Source organism: Aliivibrio sp. 1S128, from assembly GCF_001691065.1.
GTDB lineage: Bacteria > Pseudomonadota > Gammaproteobacteria > Enterobacterales > Vibrionaceae > Aliivibrio.
This window is the reverse complement of the sequence record NZ_MAJV01000025.1, coordinates 271,887-296,743: the sequence shown is the minus strand read 5'-3', so window position 1 is coordinate 296,743 and position 24,857 is coordinate 271,887. Positions and strand designations below refer to the sequence as shown.

Here is a 24,857-nt window from a genome sequence, read left to right as displayed (position 1 = left end):
ACATTACACTGATATTTAGCCTAGGAACAAAACCCTTACAAAGGTTAAGGTTTATTTAACTCTATATATGGAATTATTAAACTTACTAAACCCAATAAAAATGATATCGTCACCTTTCCTGTATCTGAGACTAATGAACATGACTTTTAATAAACAACATTTACGACATTACTTCCCTTTTTATTTTGCAGCCTTATTAACATTAACTCCTTGGGTTAACTCACCTACTGCTTTAGTCATGGGTTTCGCTTTAGCCAGTTTCGGTTTTGTTCCTACCAATTTTGCTCTCGGCAAAGTAACTAAAAAATTATTAGCCTATTCTATTGTGGGGCTAGGTTTTGGGATCCAATTAAACGAAGCCATTGATGCAACCTCAAACGGTATTGGCATTATCTTATCAACCATTTTTGGTACTTTAGTTCTTGGTTGGTTCTTAGCAAAATTAATGAAACTCGATAAGGTAACGGGACATTTAATCGCCTCTGGTACTGCGATTTGTGGCGGAAGTGCTATTGCAGCAGTCGCTCCAGCGATTAATGCTGACGAAGAATCAACAGGTTTAGCCTTAGCAACTGTTTTTGTTTTAAATTCAATCGCTTTGTTTATTTTCCCTGTTATCGGTCATGCATTAGAATTAAGCCAACACGCCTTTGGTACTTGGGCTGCGATTGCCATTCACGATACTTCATCCGTTGTTGGTGCAGCATCTGCATACGGCGAAGAAGCGTTAAAGACAGCAACAACGCTTAAATTAGCTCGTGCATTGTGGATTGTTCCGGTTGCTTTTATTAGTGCTCTACTTTTTCGTAGCAACAGTAAAAAAATAACCATTCCTTACTTCATTCTTTTCTACTGTTTAGCTATTTTGATTAGCGATAACTTACCGCAATTTAGCCTGATCTATGATGGCATTTTTGATGTATCGAAAAAGCTCTTAGTTCTGTGCTTATTCTTTATCGGTTGTGGTATTTCAATTGAAAAAATCAAAGCCGCTGGCGCAAAACCATTGATTTTTGGTGTTAGCTTGTGGGTTGTGATATCAACAACCTCTCTGTTTTATATTATGAATTATATTCAATAGGGATTTATAGAATGACAACTTGCAGTTATGGAATCCTATTTTCAATAAATGAGTACATACTATGCTACTTAACCACTCTATAATGACAAACTAGTTAATAAGTATTAGGGTAGCCATGATGTTTTCTTATTCAAAATCCGCTGACATAAAAAAATCCAAAAAGGGTTATTACAGTTTTTTATTCAATGCCTTGTTGCTTCTGTTGCCTACTTAGTCATCCGTACTGACATTATTGTCTTAAAAAATGGGCTTAGTGAAAACTCATTAACTGAATATTACCAACAGATTTTACTGCTTATTGTCATTTTTTCTTTTAGTTATATCGCTGTAGTTAACAAAGAGGTTCGCTCTTTTTCCATACTTATCATTGGTTTCTTTAGCTGTATGTGCATAAGGGAGAGTGATGGCGTTCTTGATAATATTTATCATGGATTTTGGCTAATTCCAGCTCTAATCGTTGCTTTTACCTGCATTTACTTTGCATTAAAAGATAAGAAAGGTCTTCTATCTACCGCCGCACGCTTTTTCGATAGCCGTTATTTCTACACGTTAAGTTGCGCTTTAGTTATTGTTCTGGTGTTTTCTAGATTAGCTGGCATGGGTTATCTGTGGCAAACGTTACTTGATGATCACTACATTCGTACAATAAAAAACCTAGCAGAAGAAGGAACTGAACTACTAGGTTATTCTCTACTCGCTTATAGCGCGCTAGGCTTTGGTATTGAAGTTCATCGCCTTAATAAAAATTCATGACCTTATCTAGCTAACGGCAATTGTCGTTAGCTAATTATTCATTCAATGCCTCTGCTCTCATCGCAAAGTAACTGATCATTTTAACAAGATCTGACTTACTTATTTCTTTTAACGTTAATGCGACTTCTACATCTTTTTTTATCGTCTTGAGCAACACTTGCTTTCTCAAACTTTCACTTTGCATACTGAACTCCGAACATTAACATGCTCATTTAACCACTAGAATGTGTGCTAAGTATAAAAAGTAATAAATACAATTTATGTAGGACATATCTTAAAAATGAATCGCTCAAGTCTATAGCTTTAACGAAACATTCCAATAGCATATTAAAAGGGTAACAAATTCAATGAGCTAAAATTGAAACGTAGAATTCCTTAATCTTAAATACAAGTCACTAACTCCATTCATTCCTTTAGAGTTCTCTTCTATTCTTTGATAATGAGAAATCGCTTTTTGCAAATACTCTTGATGATTTACATCTAACAAATCCCACATTTCAGAACCTATATTAGTCAAAGGGATAGCAGCTTGATTACTGACATGAATAATTTCATAAAAGCGTTTGTTCTCTTTAACTAATGTTTCTGATATCAGACCAAAGCCCATCTCTATCAACTCACATCTAACCATATAGTTATGTAATACCGGGCAAAGAATGAACTCCAGCTCAATATCACCATTACGTGATTGTATGGAACGCATCAGCTCAATCAACAAATCACCACCCACACCTGCGATAATGACCAGATTCTTTTTATTTGGGACGATAGGCAGTTGAGCTACATCCATACAGTGCACTTGCCACTGAGAACTGACTTTTAAGGCGTGCTTTTGCAATCGAGACTCAAGTTCAACCATCAACTCATCCACGACATCAACAAAGTGGATCACACTTTTTGGTTGTGAAGCCAATAAGGCAGTGCCTAACTGACCATGATCACAGCAGCAATCCCAAATATGATCATAGTGCTTGGTAACTTTATTTTTAATGGTTTCTAAACGAGAACTTAATTTCATGGCTCAATATCGGTAGTGAAAATCAAGCACAGTATATAGTATTTTTTTCACAAAAATCAGGTAAGCTACCTCAAGATAATTTAACCAAATGGTAAGTACTATGTATAAACTGATCGCATTGGATATGGATGGCACTCTGCTTAATTCTGATAAGCAAATCTCAGCCGAAAACAAAACCGCTATTGCAGCTGCTCGTGAAAAAGGGGTAGTCGTTGTTTTAGCCTCTGGCCGCCCACTAAACGGCATGAAGCCACAACTAGAAGAACTAGGCATGACAACAGAGGACGATTACGTTCTTAGTTACAATGCATCACTGGTTCAAAAAGTGAAAAGCGAAGAAGTTATCCGTAGCCAAATAATTACAGGTATAGACGCAAAAATCATTGCTAAATTAGCGAAAGAACTGGGAGTTCACGTTCACGCCTTCTCACAAGAAAAAGGGCTAATTACACCACAATTAAATCATTACACAGAACATGAATCAAGCATCACTGGTATGCCAATTACAGTAATTGATTTTGAAGAGTTAGCAGACGACGAACAAGTTATGAAAGCGATGATGATTGATGAGCCTGAGCTACTTTCTGCTGCTATTCTGCAATTACCTGCCGCTTTATATGAGCAATTCACCATTGTACAAAGTGCGCCTTTCTTCTTAGAGTTTTTAAACCCTAACAGTAATAAAGGCGTCGGTGTAAAAGCACTGGCGGATCATCTTGGTATTACTGCAGATGAAGTTATCTGTATGGGCGATGCGGGTAATGACTGGCATATGATCAAATACGCAGGTCTTGGCGTTGCAATGGCGAACGCCACTGACGATATCAAAGAAATCGCTAACCACATTACCGTAAGCAATAACGACCATGGCGTGGCTAAAGTAATTGAAGAATTCGTATTAAACGTTTAATTCTAACTAAATAGAATCATAACAAAATAAACCCCAGCATGTATTAGACATACTGGGGTTTTTATTTATTCGATTAAAGCCATTAAATCATTAGATTACGCTTCTGATTCAACTAACTTTCCTTCTTGATCATCACCACTGTTTTTCTTTTTCAGAGAGATAAGGATCAATGAACATATCATACCAAGTACCGCGACAGTTAAGCCGATACCAAAGATCATCTGATATGCTTGAATCGCAGGATAAGTATCAATAATCCAACCATTTAATGCGTACGCCCAAAACACTGATGCATAAGCGGCAAATGAACCCACACTCATTGCTGAACCACTGTAGGCTTTTGGTACTCCGGCTTCTGCCACTGGTGCCAAGATAATGCCTTTTGCTAAGAATATACTGAATGAGAAACACATTAGTAGCACCATGTTCATCATTAACATGCCTTCCGTTTTAGGCAGAGCAATCGTCACACCTAAACAAATTGCCGTTAAACCTAGAGCAAAGAACATCATTTTGATTGAAGACTTAAATACGAAATCAGCAATAGAACCGGCAACTAAACCAGCGACAACACCCATAGCGCCTGTATTAATAATACCAAAAATAGCGGCTTGTGCTGTTGATAAACCAAATACAGCTTGTAGGTAAGGCACTGTATAAATTAACGTAATATAAATCCAATATACCGTTAGAGAAGTAATCGCTGCTAACCATACTGTTGGCATTTTTAGTACATGAACTAAACCTTTTAATGCTTCTTTGTTTTTACTCTCACCTTGTTTAATTTCCATGTGGTTATCTGGTACAAATTTCCATACACAGAAGATCATCGGCAGGATAAGTAACGTATAGAAAACAATTGCACCTTGGAACACAAGGATTGAACCGCCAACCAGTGCCATGATACCAACGATCACAGCGTTCATGCTCATTTCAGCCGCGCGACGTACCGACTCTAACAAGCCAAATGCCATGCCTTTATTTCTATCGCCTGACATTAACGTCACACCATTCACAACCGCAGGCCAGAATGCGGCATCGACTAAACCCCAAAGACCGGCAATCACAACCAGAACACTAAAGCCGGGCTCTAAGAAGATAATCCCCATCATGCTCAAAAATCGAATACTCAAACTGGTGATTAAAATGGATTTTACAGAGAAACGGTTATTGACCCACCCAGCCGGAATATAGAAGAACATCGCCGAACCAATCAGCGTAAACAAGATCCCCATTTGGGTATTGTCTATTTGTAGCACTTCTAAAAGTAAGTTATAAAATGTTCCCTTAAAAGCTTCAAAAGCCGAATAAATAATTTGGCCTGACATCACGACAGAGAAGAAGCCAAACAATTGATTTCGGCTAGTAAAGCCTATTTTTTCAAATAAGTTCATCGTTGTAATCCTTTCACGTTATTGTTTTATTTATTATTTTTATGCTTTGTATTTAGAAGGGAATTTGTGAGCAATATCGGTACAAATACCATCCACGCCCCAATTAAACAATTCATTAGCACGAGCTAAATCATTCACTGTCCACACATTTACTTTAATGCCTGATGCTTTAAATTTATTGACCATTTCACGAGTTAAGCCTTTCTCTTCCGGATGGATGTAATCGGCTTGGCACCACTCAATGATTGAGTTCCAGTCATCCCATAGGTTATGACTTTCAAACAAACAAGCGACTTTACTTTCAGGGCTTTTACGTTTGAATTCAGACAATACCAAGTGGTTAAAACTTGAAATAATCAATTCACGTTCAGGATTTAACTCTTTCAGAGCCAAAATTAAGTTATCAATAAGCAAATGACTTAACTGAGCACTTTCTGAACACGATTTAATCTCAATATTTAAATTAAGTTCTTTTTCGTTCACTAATTTAATTAATTGCTGAATAGTTGGTAAACGCTCATTAATGTAGTCATCACTAAACCAGCTCCCTGCATCAATCGACGATAAATCTGCATTGCTAATATCATATAAACGACCGCTTTTATCTGTACAACGATCTAATGTGTCATCATGAGAAATAATAACCGTACCATCTTGTAGAATATCAACATCACATTCAAACCATTGAACACCATGTTCTTTACATAATGAAAATGCAGACAGCGTGTTCTCAGGAGCAAGAGAAGACATTCCACGATGAGCTATTAATGTTTTCATTGTTAACCTATTTAACGTGTTAGAAGAGGTTGAGGATAATAACGCTTAGATCATTTCATAAATGTGACAAGAATGGATAAAATGAGCATTCGAGCGCTCGAATAGGAACTTATTTTGTTTTTTGCAGAGTAAGTAACATTAAAAACGATAAAACTATCGATTATAGGAATAAATTAGCGTCATAAATTTTAGTTGGCACAAAATGGTAAGTATTGTTTGTAACGAAAAGCATAATGGCTCCAAGAAAACACATCACTGATTACTTACTTTTGGAACTAAATTATGAAAAAAATACTCATTAAAACTGCAGGCATCATTATTCTAGCGACAACATTAACTGGTTGTATTGGCAGCAATGCAGTGACAGGGAAAGTAATGAAATTCAATGTTGAGGTGGTTGATAACCGCTATGCTAGAGCTGGGGTAAATTTGCTTCTTGCACCAGTTTACGGTATTACGACTGCGGCAGATTATGTTTTATTTAACTCATTAGAATTTTGGACAGGTAAAAACCCAATCTCTGGTAGCCCGCATATTTTTGATTCAAAAACTGACACTCATTTTAAAGTAAATGATGAATTAGACCCATCATTACGTGATGCACCTATTGACCCATTAGTGAACCAAAGAACTATTTCTATTGGTGAAATGCAAAAAATTGACGAGAATACCATTCAGATGGACATCACTTATAACACGGGTGAGACGGCTATTTTACGTGGCGTACGTGATGGGGAAAATGTAAGTTACTATATTGATGACGAACTGATTTCTCAAACAACCATCGCGCAATTAGAATCTCTACAGCAGAGTTAGAATAGGCGAGAAATATTCAACATAAAACCATGCTCTAATAATAAGATAGAGCATGGTTTCTCATTATTTGTTAACCCGCTATGTTACTTTACAATCTTACTTTCTAGCCATTTATCTACGGCTATTCTACCTGAACCAGACAACATTAGTGACACACTTGCCGCTAGCAAAGCCAAGCCAAACTCATAACCACCATTAGACATAAATAGGCCATTTTGTAAGTGAACACTAACAATCGCAATCAACATCGTAAACGCAAGTACCAGTGCCGATGGGCGAGTTAATAGGCCTAATAATATAAATAACCCACCAAAAAATTCCGCGCTACCAGCCAAAAATGCCATTGCTACGCCAGGCGCTAGTCCAATAGATTCAAAAAACTGACCTGTACCTTCTAAGCCATAACCACCAAACCATGAAAATAATTTTTGAGCACCATGGGCCATAAAAATAATACCAATAGGTATACGAAGGGCAAGCGTGCTAAAACCAGCATTAGAGGATAATAGTTGAGCCATTTTTTGTTTCATAATAATGTCCTAAGGCGAATATATTTTAATGAGGTTTCCCTCCTAGTTGTGAGCCAGTATAAATATGTTATTCTCAAAGAAAATTAGAACAATTTGAGCAAGTAGTTCAATTTTTTTGAACATCAAAAAATAAGGATATGAATGAACTCTCCTATCACGTTAGATGCTTTGCGAGTATTAGATGCTATAGATAGAAAAGGCAGCTTTGCCGCAGCCGCAGAATCATTATTTAAAGTACCATCAGCACTCACTTATACCATCAAGAAACTCGAAGATGATCTTAATGTTGCGTTATTTGACCGTTCTAAACAAAAAGCCAACCTAACCCCTGCGGGCAAACTTATCTTAGAACAAGGACGAGATATTTTAATCGCAACAGATAAACTTGAATCAGCAGTGAAACAGCTAACTTCTGGTTGGGAAAGAGAGATAAAGATAGTAAGAGACACCATTATGCCTCTAAATCCGCTTTTAGATACCATTCTTGAGTTCAACAAATTAGAACAAGACACGGAGATTACCGTTTCAGAAGAATCACTCAGTGGAGGCTGGGATGCTCTTCATAGTAACCGTGCCGATATTGCAATCGGAGTTTCTGACCATTTACCAAAAGGCGAATATCAGATCACTGAAATTGGACGGGTAGATTTTCTCTTTGCCGTAGCGAAACATCACCCATTAGCGCAATTAGAACGAACCATTGAAGCAGACGATTTACTTAAATACCCTTCAATTATTGTCTCTGATTCTTCACTTTTATTACCAACTCGCGACACTGGATTATTTAAAAGTAAACAGCGAATTCGATTTCATACCATGCAAGCCAAAATACAGGCACAACTCGCAGGCGTAGGCACAGGTTTTTTACCAAGGCATTTGATTCAATCTTATTTAGCTTCTGGCGATTTGGTTGAAAAAACATGTTCTGTTCCACGAGTAAATCCCCCGCTCTTTATTGGTTGGCATAAAAGCAATGATGGCAAAGCATGTGAGTGGTTTACAAGAGAATTGACTCATAAGAAATGGCTGTGATATGAAACAATAGATACAATCTTAAGTACAACTTTCCTTAATGGAAAGTTTCATTTTCCTTTTCTATAAAATATTTATCGATATGATGTTTATTCAATTTCACAAAGGACTAGTCAAATGGATGCGGAAGGTGACACGATAATAAATAGACTATGAGTAAAAAATTATGCCAAAATCTAAACGCATTAATGCCTTAATTCTAGATAACTTCCCTATCATTGTAGAATCCCTTACAAAACAACTTCAAACGAAAGATGTAATTAATGAAATTTATCACGCAGTATCAATAAAAAAAGCTACTGAGTTCATTAACAATAACAATATTGGTTTTATTGCTCTAGACATCAAACAAAATGATTTCGATGCTCTCTCTTTCATAAAAAAGATCCGAAATAATGGATTTGAAGGTTCTATTCTTGTAATTTCTAGTTATGGCTATAATACTTATTCTGATTCAGTAAAAGCACTTGGTGCTAATGGTTACATATCAAAAGAAGAGCCAATAAGCTTAATTGATGATGCGATTAACAATATACTAAGAGGTTATACTTTATTTAAAAAAACGACTGTTACTCATAAAGAAAAAAAGTTGTCAAGTCGAGAGTTAACTATTTTAAATAAATTACTTAATGGGAAAAGCAATAAACAAATATCAGAAGATTTATCCCTAAGTACCAAAACAATCAGTACCTATAAAACTAGAATATTAGCAAAATATAATGCAAATTCATTGTTCGATCTACTTAAAATAAACAGCTCTATTATTCAAAAGTGTTAATTTCTTATTTATGAGCTGCTCTTAGGTAAGAGCAGCCCTTAATGTATCATTAGCTCTTATAATTTAAAAAAGTAAAGGATCTCTTTCTGTTTAATCGCTAATTGTGATAATTCTTCACTTGCTTTGGTGCTTTGGTAAATACCACTCACATTCTGATTTACTAACTCAGATGCTATATTAATATTTTTAGCTATGTCATTAGTCACGCTTGATTGTTCTTCTGATGCAGCAGCAGCTAAAGCGTTCATATCAGACATTTCATTTATAAACCTTTCAATATTTGTAAAGGCTTCTTCAACTTTTTGTACAGAATCGTAAGAATTTTCAATTAATTGAGAATTAAATCTCATGTGGCTATCCGCTTTATCAGACTGCGCCTGTAATTTTTCAATAATAGATTGAATATTAATTGTTGATAATTTAGTTTTCTCAGCTAATGAACGAACTTCATCAGCAACAACTGCAAAGGCTCTACCTTGCTCTCCAGCTCGCGCCGCTTCAATTGCTGCATTTAATGCCAATAAATTAGTTTGCTCAGAAATAGTATTAATTACATCAATAACACTGCCAATCTCTATTGAATATTCTTTTAAATCTTCAACGATAGTTGTTGTGTTTTTTACAGACTCTCCAATTTTTTTAGATATTACAACTGAGTTCATTAACGTTTCATTACCTAATTTAATACTATTTTGTGCTTTTACCCCAAAACTTTGTGCTATTGTTGCATTTGCACTAACTTCTAATGCCGTATTCGATAATTCATTCACAGCCGTAGCAATTTGTTCAATTTGAGCTATTTCTTTTTGAGAATTTATAGCCGAATCTCCCATAACAGCACTTAACTCAGTTGAAGCTGCAGACACACTCTCCGAAATGGAATGATTACCCGAAATCACTTTTTTTAACTCTCGTCTCATAGCGACAGCACTTGCATATATACCAGTATCATTATCTGATGAATGCAATTCCATTGTTAGATTACCTTGAGATATTTGCTTAATTAAAGATTCAATCTCCTCAGGTTCCCCCCCAATAGGTCTATAAATTAAAACAATTAAAACTCTATAAATAATAAAAGAGAATAATATAATAGCTATTGCAGCCATTACTATAGAGTAAAATAACGTATCATTAGTCGATTTTAAAATAACGCTGTTGTAATCAAAAAGAGCAACCGTCCAGTTCTGGGTTGCCTCTTTCGTTGATACGACGCTAACTTGATCATCTCTACTCTTTGAGTTATAGGTGATTGTGCTATTTTTTTCGGATAACTCAGCGAACTCAGGCCTAACATCATTAATATACCCACCTATCTCTTCAGCTTTTTTTGCTGAAACAATGTAGCCATCTTTTCTATAGATATACACTCGATTATCTAAAGTAAGAGTTCCTATGAAATTGGAAAACATAGATACAGGTACCGAAACACCAAGTACGCCGACAACATTATTTTCAAACTTTACAGGTATTGCAAAAGAAAATACATCATTCCCATTAGTATCGACATAAGCTCTTGTTATTATATTCTCTTCTCCCTTAATTGCTCTTTGGTACCATTCTCTTATTTTAGCATTAATTTTATTTTTACCCCCTTCGATTGAATCAGTAGAAGAGGTTATATTACCAGAAAGATCCGAATAAAAAACACTTGTAAACATATTAAATTTCTTATTAATTTTTATAAGTTTTTCTTGTGTTTTTATTGGTTCAACAGTTCCATTTTTATCATTAACACCAATATCAATCGAATTAAGGACATTAAAATAGGATTCTATCTTATATGTCAAATTTGTGGATATTAGATCAGACTTTTCTCTCATTGAGAGGTAATTTGACTTTATACTTTCGTTCTTAAAATTATAATATCCAAATCCTGATATCACAAAACTAATAATCATGATCATACTTAAAAATATAAATAATAATTTACTTTTCAATGTTTTCATTTTAATTTTCATTTCTTAGTTATTAATAAAATAGATAGTCTACAGTAAATATTCCATTTATAATTGTATAACTTTAATATTCAGAAAAAACTGACACTTGGAAAATAAATATATTTATTTAATATTTTAACATAACTTTTCTTTCTCTAAATACAGCATTGAATCAGCCTTATTAATCGCATAATTTAAATCTTCACCAATTAAAGATACGGCGATACCAATGCTTACCTCAACATTAATTGAATGCTTGCTAAACCTCGACTTACTAATATTTTTTTTCAATTCAATCGATAAATCTTCTGCTACTTCTAAGTTACAATTTGGAAGTAGTGCTAAGAATTCATCACCACCATGTCGAATCAAATAATCATTTTCTCTAAATGTTATTTTCATTCCATATGCTATTTGCTTGATAGCCTCATCCCCGACATGATGCCCGTAATTATCATTGATAAATTTTAATTTATTACCATCAATTGCAATAATTGTTATATTTGATTTTTCTTTTATTCTTAAGAATCTTTCTTCCTTAAAAATTGACCTATTATAAAGTCCTGTCATTTCATCTTTATTTATTAGTAATTCAGCATTTAATAGTTTTATTTTCTTATCTGAAAGCAACATTAATTTCCATGTAATAATAGTTGAAATTAAAAATAGAAGTAAAAATAACCAATATTTATCTATTAAAATTTTAAGTACCGGTATTTTATATTTAATGATAGTTGTATTATCAGCATGGTACTCCCTAATAAATGAAAGCCCATTAAATGGGTACTGATCATCTTCTATTACAATATTTTTATATATTCCATTTTTTTCTATACTTATTGTTTTGTTTTTGATGATTTCATATTCACCCAAGTGCATATCGATATTAAAATCACCTATTATCTCTTTGTTTTTAAAAACAGGACTTGATAATGTGATTATATTTTCATTTGTAATTATATCTTTATAAATAGGAGAAACCAATATTCTATCTTCCAATGAAAATTTAGTCATTAAAATAGTACATGTTAGGATAATATCGCAACGTTCATGATTAAACATACCCTCACTAATAGTAAAATCATCAACAATCTTTGATGTTATATATTTCTTTCCTGTATAAGAACGATAATATAATAGGAGCCTATCCTGGTTTAAGAAAGAAGGGAGAAAACTAAATGTTCTTATTGCCATATTTAAAACAACAATTTCATCCTGTGTCAGATGATCATTATCTAATGAATAAGTGCCATATTTGTATTCAGTATCTTTTTTCTCTATTTTTCCATCTTTATTAATCAAAAAGTTATATTCGATATTTTTTTCGGTAATTAAACCTATCAACATTATATTTTGCTTATATTCTTCAATTTTTGACATCAATAAATAAAACTGTCGATGTTTATCTTTAACAATTTGCTCTCCAATTAAGGCTATCAATATCGAAAATATAATAGCAGAAGACAATAACGATCTTGTTAAGATTTTAATTAAAACGTCCATTGATAAAGCCATTTATATAAGATCCATTTATTTAAACTTCCTAATATTAATTAATTCAACTAAGCTATTAACGTGATATTTATTTAAAATACGCCTTTTATAGGTACTTATCGTTTTCGAGCTCAATGATAAAATTTCTGAAATTTCAATGTTACTTCTTCCTTCTAATAAATAATTAAATACCATAATCTCTCTATTTGAGAGTTTTACTTCATTTTCAACATTAATATAGCAACTATTTGATTTAAAAAACTTATATCCTTTTATAACACTAAATAAAGCATCTTTTATTAAATTAAGATCTTCAGATTTAGAAACATAACCATCAGCACCTAAACTTAAAGCTGTATTAGAGTATATATCTTCATTACTTGAGGATATAAATAGTACTTTTCCTACATAGGCATGAGATTTTATTCTTCGAAAAAAATCAAACCCATCACTATCACCAAGATTTATATCAATAATAATAAGGCCAAATGATTTTAGCCTTAATAGTGATAATGCCTCCTTTGTGTCGTTTACGGTCAAAACCTCCGAAACATAAGATACAGATTCAACTAGATTTTTAATTGCTGCACAAACTAGTGGATGATCGTCCAATATTAAAATATTTATATTATTCATATTAATTACATTTTTTAATTATAATCAGTTAACATATCTATAGAAATAGGTCTTCCTGAATAAAATCCCTGACAAATATCAAAATCCATACTCTTCAAGTACTCCCATGTTTCTTTATTTTCAACACCTTCAGCAACAATTGAAATATTCAGTTCTTTAGCTAATTCAACAGAAAACTCAATAATTATTTGTTTAAACCTATCCCTTAAGCAATTTGTGATAAATGAACGATCTAATTTCATTTCTGTAAAAGGCAAACGAGATAATTTGTCCAATGATGAATGCCCAGTACCAAAATCATCAATTGATACACCTACCTTATGTATTCTTAGTCTAGATATATTTTCAAGAAAATTAATCGATGAGTTATAAGCGTCACCTTCCGTTAACTCCAGCATAAATAAACTTGTATCTAAATTATTTTCTTTACACTTATTAATAAATTCATCAGAAAAACCTTTTTTACAAAGCGAATCATATGTGATATTTATAGATACTTTATATTTTAACTCTCCTGATAAATAATCAGAAATTACATTATCAAAAACAATATTAAATAATTTATCCAAGACCCCTTGTTTTTTACACGTATCTAAAAAATAATATGGTGTCAATAAACCATATGTAGGATGTTGCCATCTAACCAACGTTTCAACCGAGATTATTTTTTCAGTTTTAAAATCAACTTGAGGTTGATAATAATTAATCATCTCCCCATTATCTATCGCTTCAATTATATCTTCAATTGAAAATTTAATATCTTTAGCTTTATTTATATCATGTTTTTCTAAATTTATTTCATTCACAGTTTGTATTATTTCTTTTATTTTCTCATTTTTTATCGGTTTCTCTAATGCGTCGATTAATAAAAATTGTAAAGAGTGACATAAATCACTCACGATAGAAATCAAAGATGCATCTAATGCACTAACAATAACTATACCACCATTAAAATCAGTATTATTAATCCGAATAAGTAGTTCAACACCATCCATATTAGGCATTCTTATATCACAAAAAATCAAATCAAATACATTTTTATTAATAAGTTCAATAGCCTCACTTCCTGAATAAACACATTCAACATCAGATCCACACTGTTCAACAATTAAACTTTTTAGCATATTAGCTTGTAACTTATCATCATCAATAATTAATATTTTTAATTCATTCATTATTCAACTCATACCACTCTGATGCATTTAGAAGTATGGTTTTTACTTCTGAAATAAGTATTTCCTTTTTTTCATTATATGATTCTTCTCCATATTCACATTTTGATAAAGTATTTATCATTGGAACAAACCTTAGCATATTTACACTATTAAATCCGCCTTTCATCTTATGTAATATTGAATTCATAGATTCTTGATCCATACAAGAAACTAATGTATTGTAATCATCCGTTATACTTTCAATGAAAATTGGCATTAAGTTTTTTTTATTAATGTCAAAAAAGCAGGCTCTTATATTATTATTATTTAAATGTTTACTTAATGTTTTATGCAGTTGTTTTAATCCATATGGTTTAAATAATACGTCATCAAAACCACAAATATCACTATTGACTCTTATGCTCCTTGAGTCTTCTGCTGTACACCCAATAATTGCTTTTTCATTAAATATGGGAAGTTCATTTCTTATTTTTTTTGATAGTTCAAAACCATCCATAATAGGCATATGGCAATCGGTAATTAAGAGATCAAATTTATTATAATCTTTTTTAATGACCTCCCATGCCTCTTTACCATTACTTGTAACAATTGAATTTAATCCAATTTCCTCAAGTTGGTTTACTAATAACTCTTGGTTTATTCGATTATCTTCAGATATTAATACAGTACCTTTAAGGCGTGTTAAGGATTCGTCTTCATTTTCTTTCTTACCATTTTGAATATACACTAATGTATTTAATAGTTGATCTAAAAATATAGGTGAAGAATTTATGTAATGGTGATTACTTATTCTACTTTTATCATCATCATTAATACTATTTAAATATATAGTTTCATTATACTCATTATCAACTTCACTTTTATTTGTGATGAGTACATTACACTTGGCACCGAAACTATTATCAGAAAATATCGATAACCATTGACGTAAGTTTTCATCATTAACTTCACATGTGATAGACAACTGTCTCACTGGATATTTGAATTCAGAAACGACATTAATTGGAATTGAAAAATTAATTGATGTCCCTATTTTTTCAATACTCTTAATGCTTAAGCTTCCACCCATTAACTTTATCAACTCATTGACAATATTAAGACCAAGGCCTGTACCTCCATATTCACGAACAATACTATTATCTGCTTGCGTAAATGGTTTGAATACTCTATCTAAATTTTCTTTACTGATCCCAATACCAGTATCACTTATATCAAAATTCAAATTATTATCTAAAATAGAAACAGTTACCTCTACATATCCCTTATTTGTAAATTTTATTGCATTAGATATAAGATTGTTAATTATTTGACTCAATCTTAATGAATCAATACTAATAACTTCACTTAAAGTTGGCTCAATTGTGATGTATAGATTAAGGCCTTTTTCATTTGCTGATGCATTGTGCAAACGAAAAAGCTCGTTTAATACATTCAGATAATGACAATCTCTTTTATCTAAACTTAACTGCTCTGCTTCTAATTTAGAATAATCTAAAATATCATTAACCAACATATGAAGATGGTTCATAGAACCAGAGATATTATCTACCAAGGATTGCTTTTCTACTCCTTTAATTCTTTTTGAAAGTAACTCCAAAAGACCTGTTATTCCTGCAATTGGTGTTCTTAACTCATGACTCATATTTGCAAGAAACTGCTCCCGATAAACAAGTGCTTTTTTAGTCTTTTCATTTGCTTCTATTAATGCAGATTCTTGATTTTTTTGCTGACTAATATCGCTAATAACGGTAAGTAAATAATATTCGCCACTTCTTTCTTCATAAATTCTTTTTCTAACTTTATTTACAAATTTGTAATCAAATTTACAGTTCGTAATTGATATTTCATTTGTAATTACTAAATCATTAAGGAAAATATTATCGGTTATTTCACTATTTAATTCATAGGAAAAAATACAATTCCCACAATGTTCTTTATTATAAAAATAGCAGTTACTTAGCACTACATCCTTATCTTTGTTATGAATAAATATTCTCGTAGGTAATTCAGATATTATTCCTTGTAACCACGTTTTATCTTTCTCTAAGTTTACTTTATCTTTATCTTTAACCTTTACTTGTAATTTTAAATTATTAAGCCAGAAATAAACGACTAAACTTATTAATAAAATAAATATTGTTACTACAAACACTATTTTTAGTACTGTATTTTTTTCATAACCATAAATAACATTAAACTTTCTGTAACTACGTTTTATTTTTCTAAACTCTTCCTTATCAATAATTTTCAACGCTGAATTAATTACTTTCATTAATTCTTCATTTTCATTTGACAAAGAAAAAGATACTTTAAAAATACGGTCTTCTCTTGCCCCTATAATAAACTTATTATCAACATCATTTACAATAACACCTTGAAGTAAATCTTTTGATATATAAGCCACATCAATTTTTTCATTAGATAGATCATTAATTAATTTTTTAATGTTTGTATAAACAAAAGAATCTTTTGTTATATCCTTTCTAATCAAATTTAAACTTTCATTATTTTCAGAGACTAATACACCTATATTTTCTTTCTCTCTATCCGTTCTTATTTTATTTTCAATAGATACATAAACCATAGACATATAGGGGTTACTAAATAAAAGGCCTTCTTTATTATGTGAGTCTGAATAGACCAGTGGTATTAAATTTATTCTACCTGAGTAAAACATATCCCATACATCTTCTTTATTCTTTGGTACATATTCAAACATCAAACCTGTTCTTCTTTCAATAAGGTTTATGAAATCATATAAATAACCCGTAAGTTGTCCATCTTCATTACGATAAAATAGAGGTTCTCTATTTTCGTTAAAACTATATTTTATTATTTTTTGTCCTTTTTTAAGTTGTCTAAACGCTATATTTGCCCAGTCATTGTTAAGATAAATATCTGCTATTTCATTTCGGTTAAATTCTTTTGAATTCATTAACTTATTAATAATTGATATTAATACCTCATTTTCATTAGAGGTTATTATGCTAATTTTTTCAAGTTCTAACCAATCTGGTATTTTAACAATACCTTTAGATATTTTATTTACACTTATATATTCTGATATAGTAACATAGCTTGATATAATTGCATCTACAATACCACTATTTACAAGTTCGATGGATTTATCAAATGACTCAACCTCATGTATATTTACCGCACCTATTTCTTCTAACTTATCACAATAGACAGTACCTAAAACACAAGTCCACGATATTTTATTTATAGGCAAGGACGATATATTATTATCTTTATAATAAACGGATATACTCGATTCAAATAGAGGCTTTGAAAATAAAAATGTTGACTCTCTTTTTTTTGATGGTGAATAACCTAAAGCAATATTTGAAGAGCCTTCTTTTACACTTTCTAATATTTCTTTAACCGTATCATATCGGTTAAATTTAATGTCTACGCCTTTTTTCGAAAATATATACTTAATATAATCAACATAAATTCCTTTATAATCACCTGACATAGATATTTCTGCATAAGGAAACCAAGGTTCTGATAACATAGCGACAGATAGTGTTGGATTTTCATCTATATATTTTTGTTCATTGTCGGTTAATACTTCAGATGCATTAGTAATAAAAGGAAAAAAGCACAAAGAAATTAATATTAAATATGTATACATCATAGCTACAAGTTATAGAGTCAACTTACAGAATAATTATCATAGAAAATATGTCAAATTAAAAAAAATACCACCAATTAATAAGCCATTGATTATTAATTGGTTTTATAAAAAACTTCACTATAGACTACATCAATATAGGATTTTTCTTACAGATTTGTTGTTGTTATATTCTTTATTGTCATACGATAATCTTTTGTATTATTTTTTCTAATTCTATATGCAAAGGACTACTTCTATTTGTTAATTTTATACATGCAGCAAACGATAAATTTATACGCAGCTTTTCTGGTATTTCTATAAACTTAAATTCCTTTTCATCCATCATTGCTCGGATCCCTACCATTGCCATATTATCATCAAGAACAAAACGTTGTAGCGCCATTAGATCATCCGTTCTTAGTTGATAGTTGAGTCTTATTCCATTTTTACGGCATACGTCGACAAAATGTTGTTTCTTATCATTCCAGCCAGATACTCGGATCTGTGCAAAAGGAGCCTGTATAACTTCTTCCCAAGTATTTGCTCCATGTGAATGAGACACGGCTATAACCTGAACCGTTTCTAAGAGCTTCTTTTGATAAATCTGTTTCGTTCTATCTGCATTTAAAAAATTCACGCCTATTTGAATCTTGCCATCTAATATTTCTTGTTCTGTCACCTCTGTCCATGTTTCAATAACAATCACCGAATGGGGAAATCTCTTGCGTAATATTGAATAGATTTTTGAAGCATAATATTTAATAGTCACTGAATGCATAGCAATATGAATTGTATTTTTATATTCAGAGGCTATAAATTTAGATTCAGGAAAAATTGCATTATCTATTTGTTGTAGCGCATTTTCAATTTGAGGAAGCATTTCTTGAAGTACAAGTGTCGGTTCTAATCCTACGTTACCTCGAATAAATAAAGGGTCACCAATTTGCTCTCTTAACTTTGATAAATGTTTACTGATGGCACTTTCAGTATTCCCAAGAATATTTGCTACTTTCTTAAGATTCCGCTGTTCATTAAGTAAGATTAATACTTTTAATAAATTATAATTAAGCTCATTACTCATTAGATCCTCCTATTAACTCAATTAAGCATAATGACTAAATACTAATAATTCCTATATTTGATTAAAACCTCGCTATACCTTAGAGATTACCTTTTATAATAAGCCTTCTTCTCTCGATACATATGCTCATCTGCAACCGTAAACATTTTAAACAAGTCAGTATTATCAGAACATGACCAACCTATGGAGTAATGTGCTTCATAGCTTGTGCCCTCTTTATCAAAGAATGTTAAGCTCTTTTGATGTAGCTGCAATTTCTCAGCTAATGACGTACATTCTTTCCACGTCATACCTTTAGTTAACAGAGCAAACTCATCTCCACCTATGCGGTAAAAGGCCTCGTTCTGTGTTAATTGTTCTGAAATATGTCGACTACATGTACGTATTAATTCATCACCTAAATCATGTCCATATTGGTCATTGATTGCTTTTAATCCATTCACATCTAAGATGAACAACCCAAAGTTCCATTCTGCATCGGTGTCCCTATAACGCTTCTGATAATACGCTAAATCTTCATCAAAGGCTTTTCTATTACCACACTTTAATAATGCATCACTTCTTGTTACATCGACTAACTCTAACCAAGAAGAGAGCTGTTTAATAAAAAGCTTAAACACTAACTGGTGCTCTTCTAATTGAGGAGTAGATATAAAGCGTAAGCTTCCGAGCAATTTATCTTTACTCGACAATATTTGTATTCCGGAGTGTTCTCCTAACGATCTAAATCGCAATTGCCATTGAATATCAGGAAAAAGCTGTTGTAGTTGTTGCTCTACTTTCTCTGGTAAATTACGGTAGCCCAGTGTTTTATATATTGAGCCAAACTCAATCACTGCTGCTAAGTTATTTTTATTTAACTCTTCTCTATGCAAAGCATCACTAATTTGAGCAGTCTGTTTAGTAACCTGAACTTCTAACTCTTGGTTAAAACTAGACAGTTTTTTATTATTCAGCTCTATTAACTCTTGAGATTTATTAAGTGCATTATTGCTGTTTTTTAATTCTAGCAGTTGATTTTGAATCGTAACTCTCATTTTACTAAGCACTATCGCCATTCGATTAAACTCAGTAAATTGGAACTGCTTTTCTTTAGGCTCTTGATTTGATGCATAACTAACAATGGTTTCTTCTATCTCAAGGAATGCTTTTGATATCCATCGAGTGATCCCCATTGCGATGAAAAGAACAGTTACAAATGTCCAGCCAATAACAGTAAATAACGCAACTAGAGTCGATTTCATCTCTTTTAAACGAGAAAAATCAGAAAATTGATACGAAATATCCAGCTTTAATGGCGATGAAAAAAACGTATTATTTAACACAAACAAGCGTTCTATACGATCACTGACATTTACTTCAGATCTTACTTTAATACTTTCGACAATATGTTGCTTAACATTAAAACCTTCATCTTTGAGTAGAAAATGTTGAAAGTGTTTTTCAATCGTATCAAATGAAATCAATACCACGACATAGCCAGATGCACGATAACGGCCAGAACCTTCTAAATTATACGGCAGCATTGGAGTCACTAAAGCAACACCGTCTGATGCTGGTATCCCTTTAATAAGGTTGGGTTCAGTATAAAATCGAACCGCAGTTAACCCTTGCTCATAGATAGACTTATCTTGACTGATTTCTTTTAATAATTGACTGTTTTCAAAATGATATGAACGCCCATTCAAATCATACAAAGGTTCCCAATCATCATTTAATATATAGACACTGTTAATTAAACTTGATAACTCACTAAAACGCGTCAAATTATGCATTACTACGCTAGAATAGAGAATATTATCAAGCGCTTGAATGTTAAATCGATCACGGGATAGCCAATTTAAACTTTGTTGAATACGATCAAACTCAATCACGATCTCTTGAGCAATAGTGGATACTACATTTTGTATTTGTTGTTCTTTTTGATTTAACAGTTTTTCGCCAATACTGTTCGTCAAAAAATGACTAATAAACAGCAATGGGACTAACGTCGTAATCAACAGAACGTAGGTGAATACTTTACGTAAACTTAAAAATGGACGACGGATCACTGTTCCTCCACCTTTTTAGAATATCTGTCTATTAGATTTTCGATATATTCCATGGTTTCCTTTTTTGGCATACCATCAGAATGTCGAGATGCCCCTCTTGCTAAGGCTTCCCAAACAAAAGAAACACGCAAACTTGTTGGCATCGATTGAGAACGTAGATATTGTTGATATACCGAATACATCACGGTTTTATTGGATGACATTGAGACACGATTCACCTCTTCTGATGCAGAGATGTACTGATGTTTATTGATCAATTGAGTTAAAAACGCGTCATCTTGAGATAGCAGCATTAACTGCCTAATCATTTCGCGTTTCTCTCGATTTTGATACCCCCCTCTGGTAATAATTAGTACTTTACCTGCAGACAATGATTTCATCGGGACGCCTTGATAACTCGGCAGTGACGCAATACCAAGGTTGTCACCAAAAGCGTCAGACAGATCACTAACAGCCCAATCACCATCGATTAGATAAGACGCTTTACCATCGATAAATTGCTGACGCCCACACACATTACTGCACTCAGGATGAATATGATTAGTCGTAGCGACATCATGGTAAAACTGCAATGTTTCCATGCTTTTTTCATCATTAAAGATAATCTTATCAAGCGGTATATCTGGATGGAATAAGCTAAAAAACGCAGAGAATAAATACATGTCTTTCACACTAAACACAATGTGTGTTTTATCTGGATCTTGTTTTGACAGCACTTGCAGTTGTTCCCAACGAGTTACTGGCTCTGAAGTTTTACTTTTATCATAAAACAGCATGAGGTGATTACCAAGAAATAGGGGTAAACCCATGTATTCATTATTCACCATAGCACTTTGCTTGGCCGCTTCCTCTAATTGATCTTCTTTGATCCACTCTTTAGGAATCGCTTTCAAACCGATAAATTTATGTAAGCCTAAAAAATCAGAAGGCACCCATGCCACATCTGGCATGTAGTTTTTTGAACGAGAGGCTAATAGTAATTCGGCTTTCATTTCATCGATAGAGAACTTACGGATCATCAGTTGATTACCCGTTCTGGCTTCAAACTCTTCAGCCAATCTTTTATCCACGTTGTCCCCAAAGGCACTCCAAAATTCAAGCATTTTGGCTTCAGATGAGAACGAAACAAGAAAAGTAATTAATACGAGGAATTTACGCATGACAGTTAAATAATATCTATTTGAAATGAAAAGAGAGACACAAGCTTCCTATTTATGTCACGAACTGATAATTATATCAGAAAAAAAAGCAATAAACGTTGGCTACCCATAAATGGTCATACCACTAATATCTGGTTATACATGTATTTTTGCATACGTCATAACGAGATCCGCAACCGTCTCGGCATTCAGTTTCTTCATTAAACTAGAACGATGTACTTCTACCGTACGAACCGCAACAAATAACTCTGCTGCAATCTGTTGGTTTCGTTTTCCTGCTACAATTAAATGCAAAATCTCAGATTCTCTTTCGGTCAATGAATCCAGCACTTTTTTACAGTTTTGTTTATCATAAAGACTTAAAGAGGCCGTCATTGCTTTATGAATAGCTAACGCTAATTGCTCGCCATCGACGGGTTTTTGAAAGAAATCCACCGCCCCTAACTTTAGAGCATCCACCGCCATTGGTACGTCACCGTGTCCGGTTAAAAATATAACAGATAATGGACTTTGCTGTTGGTTAAGTACTGCATGCACTTCTTGGCCGCGAAGAATAGGCATACGACTATCAAGCACCACACAACCCGGCTTCATTATATCCACATTATCAATAAAACCTTGTCCATCGTTAAAAGAAACAACTGTAAAATCATATCCTTCTAACATGAAAGTTAATGAATCACGTACAGACTCATCGTCATCGACAACATACACTGGTACTACTAATTCAGACATTATCTTCCCATTTTTTTATTTAATAACGAGTGTACTTAATCGTGGCAATATTACTGTGACACAGCACCCTTGTGGTGATGCGGGTTCCAATAAAAATTGCCCTTGATGCGCTTCAATCACATCACGACAAATCGCAAGTCCTAATCCTAATCCATTTTCTTTCGTGGTAAAGAATGCTTTAGATAACTGTTCGCTATCGTCCTCAAACCCTATTCCATTATCTTGTATTGTGATCTCGATATTAGAATCATCACATTCTGTTCCAATATGAATATGATGGATAACACTGCCTTCTTGTTCTTCGCGTTGCATACAAGCATCAGCGGCATTATTAAGTACATTAAGCAGTACCTGTTGTATACCGACGGCATCTCCCCACAAAAGACATGGTTCAATCGCATTATCTCGCGTGAGATGAATTTGTTTCTTTTGAAAGTCGTACTCTAATAACGCTAAGGTATCGCTAATGATGCCATTAATATCACATTCTGTTTTGGCCATTTGGCGCTTATTAATCAGTTTACGTAACCGCTGCACAATGCTATCAGCGCGAATGACTTGCTGCTCTATTTTCTCTAAAACGGGAATTAATTCTTGCGCTGGCAGTCCTTTTTTAAGGCGTAACAATCCCCCTTGGCTATAATTACGGATTGCAGCTAATGGCTGATTAATTTCATGCGCCAAGCTACTTCCTAGCTCTCCAACAATACTCACTCGTTGAGCGTGTTCTAGCATCGAATTTTTCTCTTTTAAGCTATGAAGTGTATTTTCTAGCTCGCGTTTACTGCGGCTGAATCGATATTCCAACAGAAAATGATAACCATTAAGTGAAATAACTAGAATAAATAGCATCCATCCCCATTGTTGATTCTGCTTTAGCCACGATACGGCTTCTTGCCACCACGGCTTTTGCAATGGATGCATATCCAAGCCTTGATACAATTGATCAACTGAGAGCTGACTAATGGGTGATGTCCAACCCAACGAATTAGCAGCAAGCGCAGCAGACTCATGACTGGATAATGATAATAACGCTCTCGTGATCGGTTTGGCTAATCGTTCATTTCCTTTCCCTGTTTTAGCAAATGACCAGTTTGGGTAGAGCGGCGTTGAGGTGGCGCAAGAAAAATCGTCTGGTGCGATATTATTGATCACTCGATAATTAGAGACGTCTATCAATCCCTCTTTGTTCATTCTCTCAATTAAACACACGGGTACAATCGCCCCCTCAATATGTTTATCACGTAATTGATAAATTAAGGCATCTAACGGAAATCCTAAAAATTGCGTATCTGAAAAGTACGCTGATTGACTTAATCCGAGTTTATTAATCTCAAATCGTAGCGTCAGATAACCTCCAAAAGCATTTTCATCCACCGCAGTTAAGGAGTGTCCACTTAATGATTCAATAGTCATAAATGATGAATCGCTACGAACCACTAATGCCGAGCCAATTGCGTGAGTTGTTCCATTTTTACGAGTAGTGTTCGCACTGCTTAATGTAGCAAGCCAAGAGAGTGGGTATTGTCTGCCCAATCGTACGGCCTGACCGGGATTAGTGATAACAAAATCAACGGTTTGATTCTCGACCGCTTGTTCCATTTGTTGAAGCGTAAAAGGATGCAAAACAAAATGAGTATTCGGAACGCGTTCACTCAGCCAATCCATCGTCGGTTGCCAACGATTTTGAGCTTCAGCCCCACCACGGGTAGCTAATACACCGACATCAACGGCTTGCGCTTGAGCAAAGACCGCATGAGATAACAACAAACACACGCACCCTACCCACAGCGATAGACTGATTTTACGACCCGGTACTTGCCATCCATTGATCATTATCTTTTCGCTCTTATTTGAAATACTTGCCAAGAATAACA

General features: G+C 33.3%; 21 protein-coding genes. 6 read left to right on the top strand and 15 right to left on the bottom strand.

Features of this window, described 5'->3' with window-relative positions; translation table 11 throughout:
- Positions 1-139 precede the first annotated feature (139 nt).
- A complete protein-coding gene (locus A6E03_RS05610; RefSeq protein WP_065600468.1) occupies positions 140-1,081 on the top strand; it encodes a YeiH family protein in 942 nt (313 codons plus the stop codon).
- 384 nt (positions 1,082-1,465) lie between these two features.
- Positions 1,466-1,834 (top strand): hypothetical protein, encoded by a 369-nt coding sequence (locus tag A6E03_RS20425; protein ID WP_255310588.1) that lies wholly within the window; start codon positions 1,466-1,468, stop codon positions 1,832-1,834.
- Positions 1,835-1,868: 34 nt separating this feature from the next.
- On the opposite strand, the gene A6E03_RS20205 is transcribed toward A6E03_RS20425, so the two are convergent.
- Complete coding sequence (locus A6E03_RS20205) at positions 1,869-2,018, bottom strand: hypothetical protein (RefSeq protein ID WP_176703453.1); 150 nt, start codon at positions 2,016-2,018, stop codon at positions 1,869-1,871.
- Positions 2,019-2,186: 168 nt separating this feature from the next.
- Positions 2,187-2,852: a tRNA (adenine(22)-N(1))-methyltransferase TrmK gene (locus A6E03_RS05600; RefSeq protein WP_065600356.1), complete on the bottom strand. Its 666-nt coding sequence runs from the start codon at positions 2,850-2,852 to the stop codon at positions 2,187-2,189.
- 100 nt (positions 2,853-2,952) lie between these two features.
- On the opposite strand from A6E03_RS05600, the gene yidA reads away from it, so the two are divergent.
- The gene (yidA, locus tag A6E03_RS05595; protein ID WP_065600355.1) at positions 2,953-3,762 is read left to right on the top strand and encodes a sugar-phosphatase; all 810 of its coding nucleotides are present in this window, start codon (positions 2,953-2,955) and stop codon (positions 3,760-3,762) included.
- A 95-nt stretch (positions 3,763-3,857) separates the two neighbouring features.
- On the opposite strand, the gene A6E03_RS05590 is transcribed toward yidA, so the two are convergent.
- Both A6E03_RS05590 and A6E03_RS05585 read right to left on the bottom strand, forming a co-directional pair.
- Positions 3,858-5,156: an MFS transporter gene (locus tag A6E03_RS05590; protein ID WP_065600354.1), complete on the bottom strand. Its 1,299-nt coding sequence runs from the start codon at positions 5,154-5,156 to the stop codon at positions 3,858-3,860.
- Positions 5,157-5,195: 39 nt separating this feature from the next.
- The gene (locus A6E03_RS05585; RefSeq protein ID WP_065593033.1) at positions 5,196-5,933 is read right to left on the bottom strand and encodes a glycerophosphodiester phosphodiesterase family protein; all 738 of its coding nucleotides are present in this window, start codon (positions 5,931-5,933) and stop codon (positions 5,196-5,198) included.
- Between the two features lie 282 nt (positions 5,934-6,215).
- On the opposite strand from A6E03_RS05585, the gene A6E03_RS05580 reads away from it, so the two are divergent.
- Positions 6,216-6,749, top strand: coding sequence for a DUF3332 domain-containing protein (locus A6E03_RS05580; RefSeq protein WP_065600353.1), 534 nt, complete (start codon positions 6,216-6,218; stop codon positions 6,747-6,749).
- Positions 6,750-6,832: 83 nt separating this feature from the next.
- Here A6E03_RS05580 and A6E03_RS05575 read toward each other — a convergent pair whose 3' ends face one another.
- Complete coding sequence (locus A6E03_RS05575; RefSeq protein WP_065600352.1) at positions 6,833-7,279, bottom strand: DoxX family protein; 447 nt, start codon at positions 7,277-7,279, stop codon at positions 6,833-6,835.
- Positions 7,280-7,420: 141 nt separating this feature from the next.
- Between A6E03_RS05575 and A6E03_RS05570 the strand changes: the two genes are divergently transcribed.
- Together A6E03_RS05570 and A6E03_RS05565 are read left to right on the top strand one after the other, a co-directional pair.
- Positions 7,421-8,311 (top strand): LysR family transcriptional regulator, encoded by an 891-nt coding sequence (locus A6E03_RS05570; protein WP_065593036.1) that lies wholly within the window; start codon positions 7,421-7,423, stop codon positions 8,309-8,311.
- Positions 8,312-8,477: 166 nt separating this feature from the next.
- Positions 8,478-9,089 carry a response regulator transcription factor gene (locus A6E03_RS05565; RefSeq protein ID WP_065593037.1) on the top strand — a complete coding sequence of 204 codons (612 nt, stop codon included), beginning with the start codon at positions 8,478-8,480 and terminating at the stop codon, positions 9,087-9,089.
- 56 nt (positions 9,090-9,145) lie between these two features.
- On the opposite strand, the gene A6E03_RS05560 is transcribed toward A6E03_RS05565, so the two are convergent.
- From A6E03_RS05560 to A6E03_RS05515, 10 genes are all read right to left on the bottom strand, one after another.
- On the bottom strand, positions 9,146-11,038 hold the full coding sequence (locus A6E03_RS05560; protein WP_065600351.1) for a methyl-accepting chemotaxis protein: 1,893 nt from the start codon (positions 11,036-11,038) through the stop codon (positions 9,146-9,148).
- A 126-nt stretch (positions 11,039-11,164) separates the two neighbouring features.
- A complete protein-coding gene (locus A6E03_RS05555) occupies positions 11,165-12,544 on the bottom strand; it encodes a GGDEF domain-containing protein (protein ID WP_065600350.1) in 1,380 nt (459 codons plus the stop codon).
- A gap of 15 nt (positions 12,545-12,559) precedes the next feature.
- Positions 12,560-13,159 carry a response regulator transcription factor gene (locus A6E03_RS05550; RefSeq protein WP_065600349.1) on the bottom strand — a complete coding sequence of 200 codons (600 nt, stop codon included), beginning with the start codon at positions 13,157-13,159 and terminating at the stop codon, positions 12,560-12,562.
- A 14-nt stretch (positions 13,160-13,173) separates the two neighbouring features.
- Positions 13,174-14,334 carry an EAL domain-containing protein gene (locus A6E03_RS05545; RefSeq protein WP_065600348.1) on the bottom strand — a complete coding sequence of 387 codons (1,161 nt, stop codon included), beginning with the start codon at positions 14,332-14,334 and terminating at the stop codon, positions 13,174-13,176.
- Positions 14,327-17,971, bottom strand: coding sequence for a transporter substrate-binding domain-containing protein (locus A6E03_RS05540; protein ID WP_065600347.1), 3,645 nt, complete (start codon positions 17,969-17,971; stop codon positions 14,327-14,329). Before A6E03_RS05540 ends, A6E03_RS05545 begins: the two co-directional genes overlap by 8 nt.
- 181 nt (positions 17,972-18,152) lie before the next feature.
- The gene (locus A6E03_RS05535) at positions 18,153-19,034 is read right to left on the bottom strand and encodes a LysR family transcriptional regulator (RefSeq protein WP_065591864.1); all 882 of its coding nucleotides are present in this window, start codon (positions 19,032-19,034) and stop codon (positions 18,153-18,155) included.
- Positions 19,035-19,120: 86 nt separating this feature from the next.
- Complete coding sequence (locus tag A6E03_RS05530; protein WP_065600346.1) at positions 19,121-21,085, bottom strand: GGDEF domain-containing protein; 1,965 nt, start codon at positions 21,083-21,085, stop codon at positions 19,121-19,123.
- The gene (locus A6E03_RS05525; protein WP_065600345.1) at positions 21,082-22,245 is read right to left on the bottom strand and encodes an extracellular solute-binding protein; all 1,164 of its coding nucleotides are present in this window, start codon (positions 22,243-22,245) and stop codon (positions 21,082-21,084) included. The genes A6E03_RS05530 and A6E03_RS05525 overlap by 4 nt, the downstream gene beginning before the upstream one ends.
- A gap of 135 nt (positions 22,246-22,380) precedes the next feature.
- The gene (locus tag A6E03_RS05520; RefSeq protein ID WP_065600344.1) at positions 22,381-22,980 is read right to left on the bottom strand and encodes a response regulator transcription factor; all 600 of its coding nucleotides are present in this window, start codon (positions 22,978-22,980) and stop codon (positions 22,381-22,383) included.
- 15 nt (positions 22,981-22,995) lie between these two features.
- Positions 22,996-24,816 (bottom strand): sensor histidine kinase, encoded by a 1,821-nt coding sequence (locus tag A6E03_RS05515; RefSeq protein WP_255310586.1) that lies wholly within the window; start codon positions 24,814-24,816, stop codon positions 22,996-22,998.
- Positions 24,817-24,857: the final 41 nt, after the last annotated feature.

What these genes read in the sequence shown, in the direction of transcription:
- A6E03_RS05515 (WP_255310586.1), bottom strand. Translation starts at nt 24,816, where the DNA reads ATGATCAATGGATGGCAAGTACCGGGTCGTAAAATCAGTCTATCGCTG.
- A6E03_RS05540 (WP_065600347.1), bottom strand. Translation starts at nt 17,971, where the DNA reads ATGTATACATATTTAATATTAATTTCTTTGTGCTTTTTTCCTTTTATT.
- A6E03_RS05580 (WP_065600353.1), top strand. Translation starts at nt 6,216, where the DNA reads ATGAAAAAAATACTCATTAAAACTGCAGGCATCATTATTCTAGCGACA.
- A6E03_RS05525 (WP_065600345.1), bottom strand. Translation starts at nt 22,245, where the DNA reads ATGCGTAAATTCCTCGTATTAATTACTTTTCTTGTTTCGTTCTCATCT.
- A6E03_RS05585 (WP_065593033.1), bottom strand. Translation starts at nt 5,933, where the DNA reads ATGAAAACATTAATAGCTCATCGTGGAATGTCTTCTCTTGCTCCTGAG.
- A6E03_RS05600 (WP_065600356.1), bottom strand. Translation starts at nt 2,852, where the DNA reads ATGAAATTAAGTTCTCGTTTAGAAACCATTAAAAATAAAGTTACCAAG.
- A6E03_RS05555 (WP_065600350.1), bottom strand. Translation starts at nt 12,544, where the DNA reads ATGGCTTTATCAATGGACGTTTTAATTAAAATCTTAACAAGATCGTTA.
- A6E03_RS20205 (WP_176703453.1), bottom strand. Translation starts at nt 2,018, where the DNA reads ATGCAAAGTGAAAGTTTGAGAAAGCAAGTGTTGCTCAAGACGATAAAA.
- yidA (WP_065600355.1), top strand. Translation starts at nt 2,953, where the DNA reads ATGTATAAACTGATCGCATTGGATATGGATGGCACTCTGCTTAATTCT.
- A6E03_RS05610 (WP_065600468.1), top strand. Translation starts at nt 140, where the DNA reads ATGACTTTTAATAAACAACATTTACGACATTACTTCCCTTTTTATTTT.
- A6E03_RS05575 (WP_065600352.1), bottom strand. Translation starts at nt 7,279, where the DNA reads ATGAAACAAAAAATGGCTCAACTATTATCCTCTAATGCTGGTTTTAGC.
- A6E03_RS20425 (WP_255310588.1), top strand. Translation starts at nt 1,466, where the DNA reads ATGTGCATAAGGGAGAGTGATGGCGTTCTTGATAATATTTATCATGGA.
- A6E03_RS05550 (WP_065600349.1), bottom strand. Translation starts at nt 13,159, where the DNA reads ATGAATAATATAAATATTTTAATATTGGACGATCATCCACTAGTTTGT.
- A6E03_RS05520 (WP_065600344.1), bottom strand. Translation starts at nt 22,980, where the DNA reads ATGTCTGAATTAGTAGTACCAGTGTATGTTGTCGATGACGATGAGTCT.
- A6E03_RS05565 (WP_065593037.1), top strand. Translation starts at nt 8,478, where the DNA reads ATGCCAAAATCTAAACGCATTAATGCCTTAATTCTAGATAACTTCCCT.
- A6E03_RS05560 (WP_065600351.1), bottom strand. Translation starts at nt 11,038, where the DNA reads ATGAAAACATTGAAAAGTAAATTATTATTTATATTTTTAAGTATGATC.
- A6E03_RS05570 (WP_065593036.1), top strand. Translation starts at nt 7,421, where the DNA reads ATGAACTCTCCTATCACGTTAGATGCTTTGCGAGTATTAGATGCTATA.
- A6E03_RS05535 (WP_065591864.1), bottom strand. Translation starts at nt 19,034, where the DNA reads ATGAGTAATGAGCTTAATTATAATTTATTAAAAGTATTAATCTTACTT.
- A6E03_RS05545 (WP_065600348.1), bottom strand. Translation starts at nt 14,334, where the DNA reads ATGAATGAATTAAAAATATTAATTATTGATGATGATAAGTTACAAGCT.
- A6E03_RS05590 (WP_065600354.1), bottom strand. Translation starts at nt 5,156, where the DNA reads ATGAACTTATTTGAAAAAATAGGCTTTACTAGCCGAAATCAATTGTTT.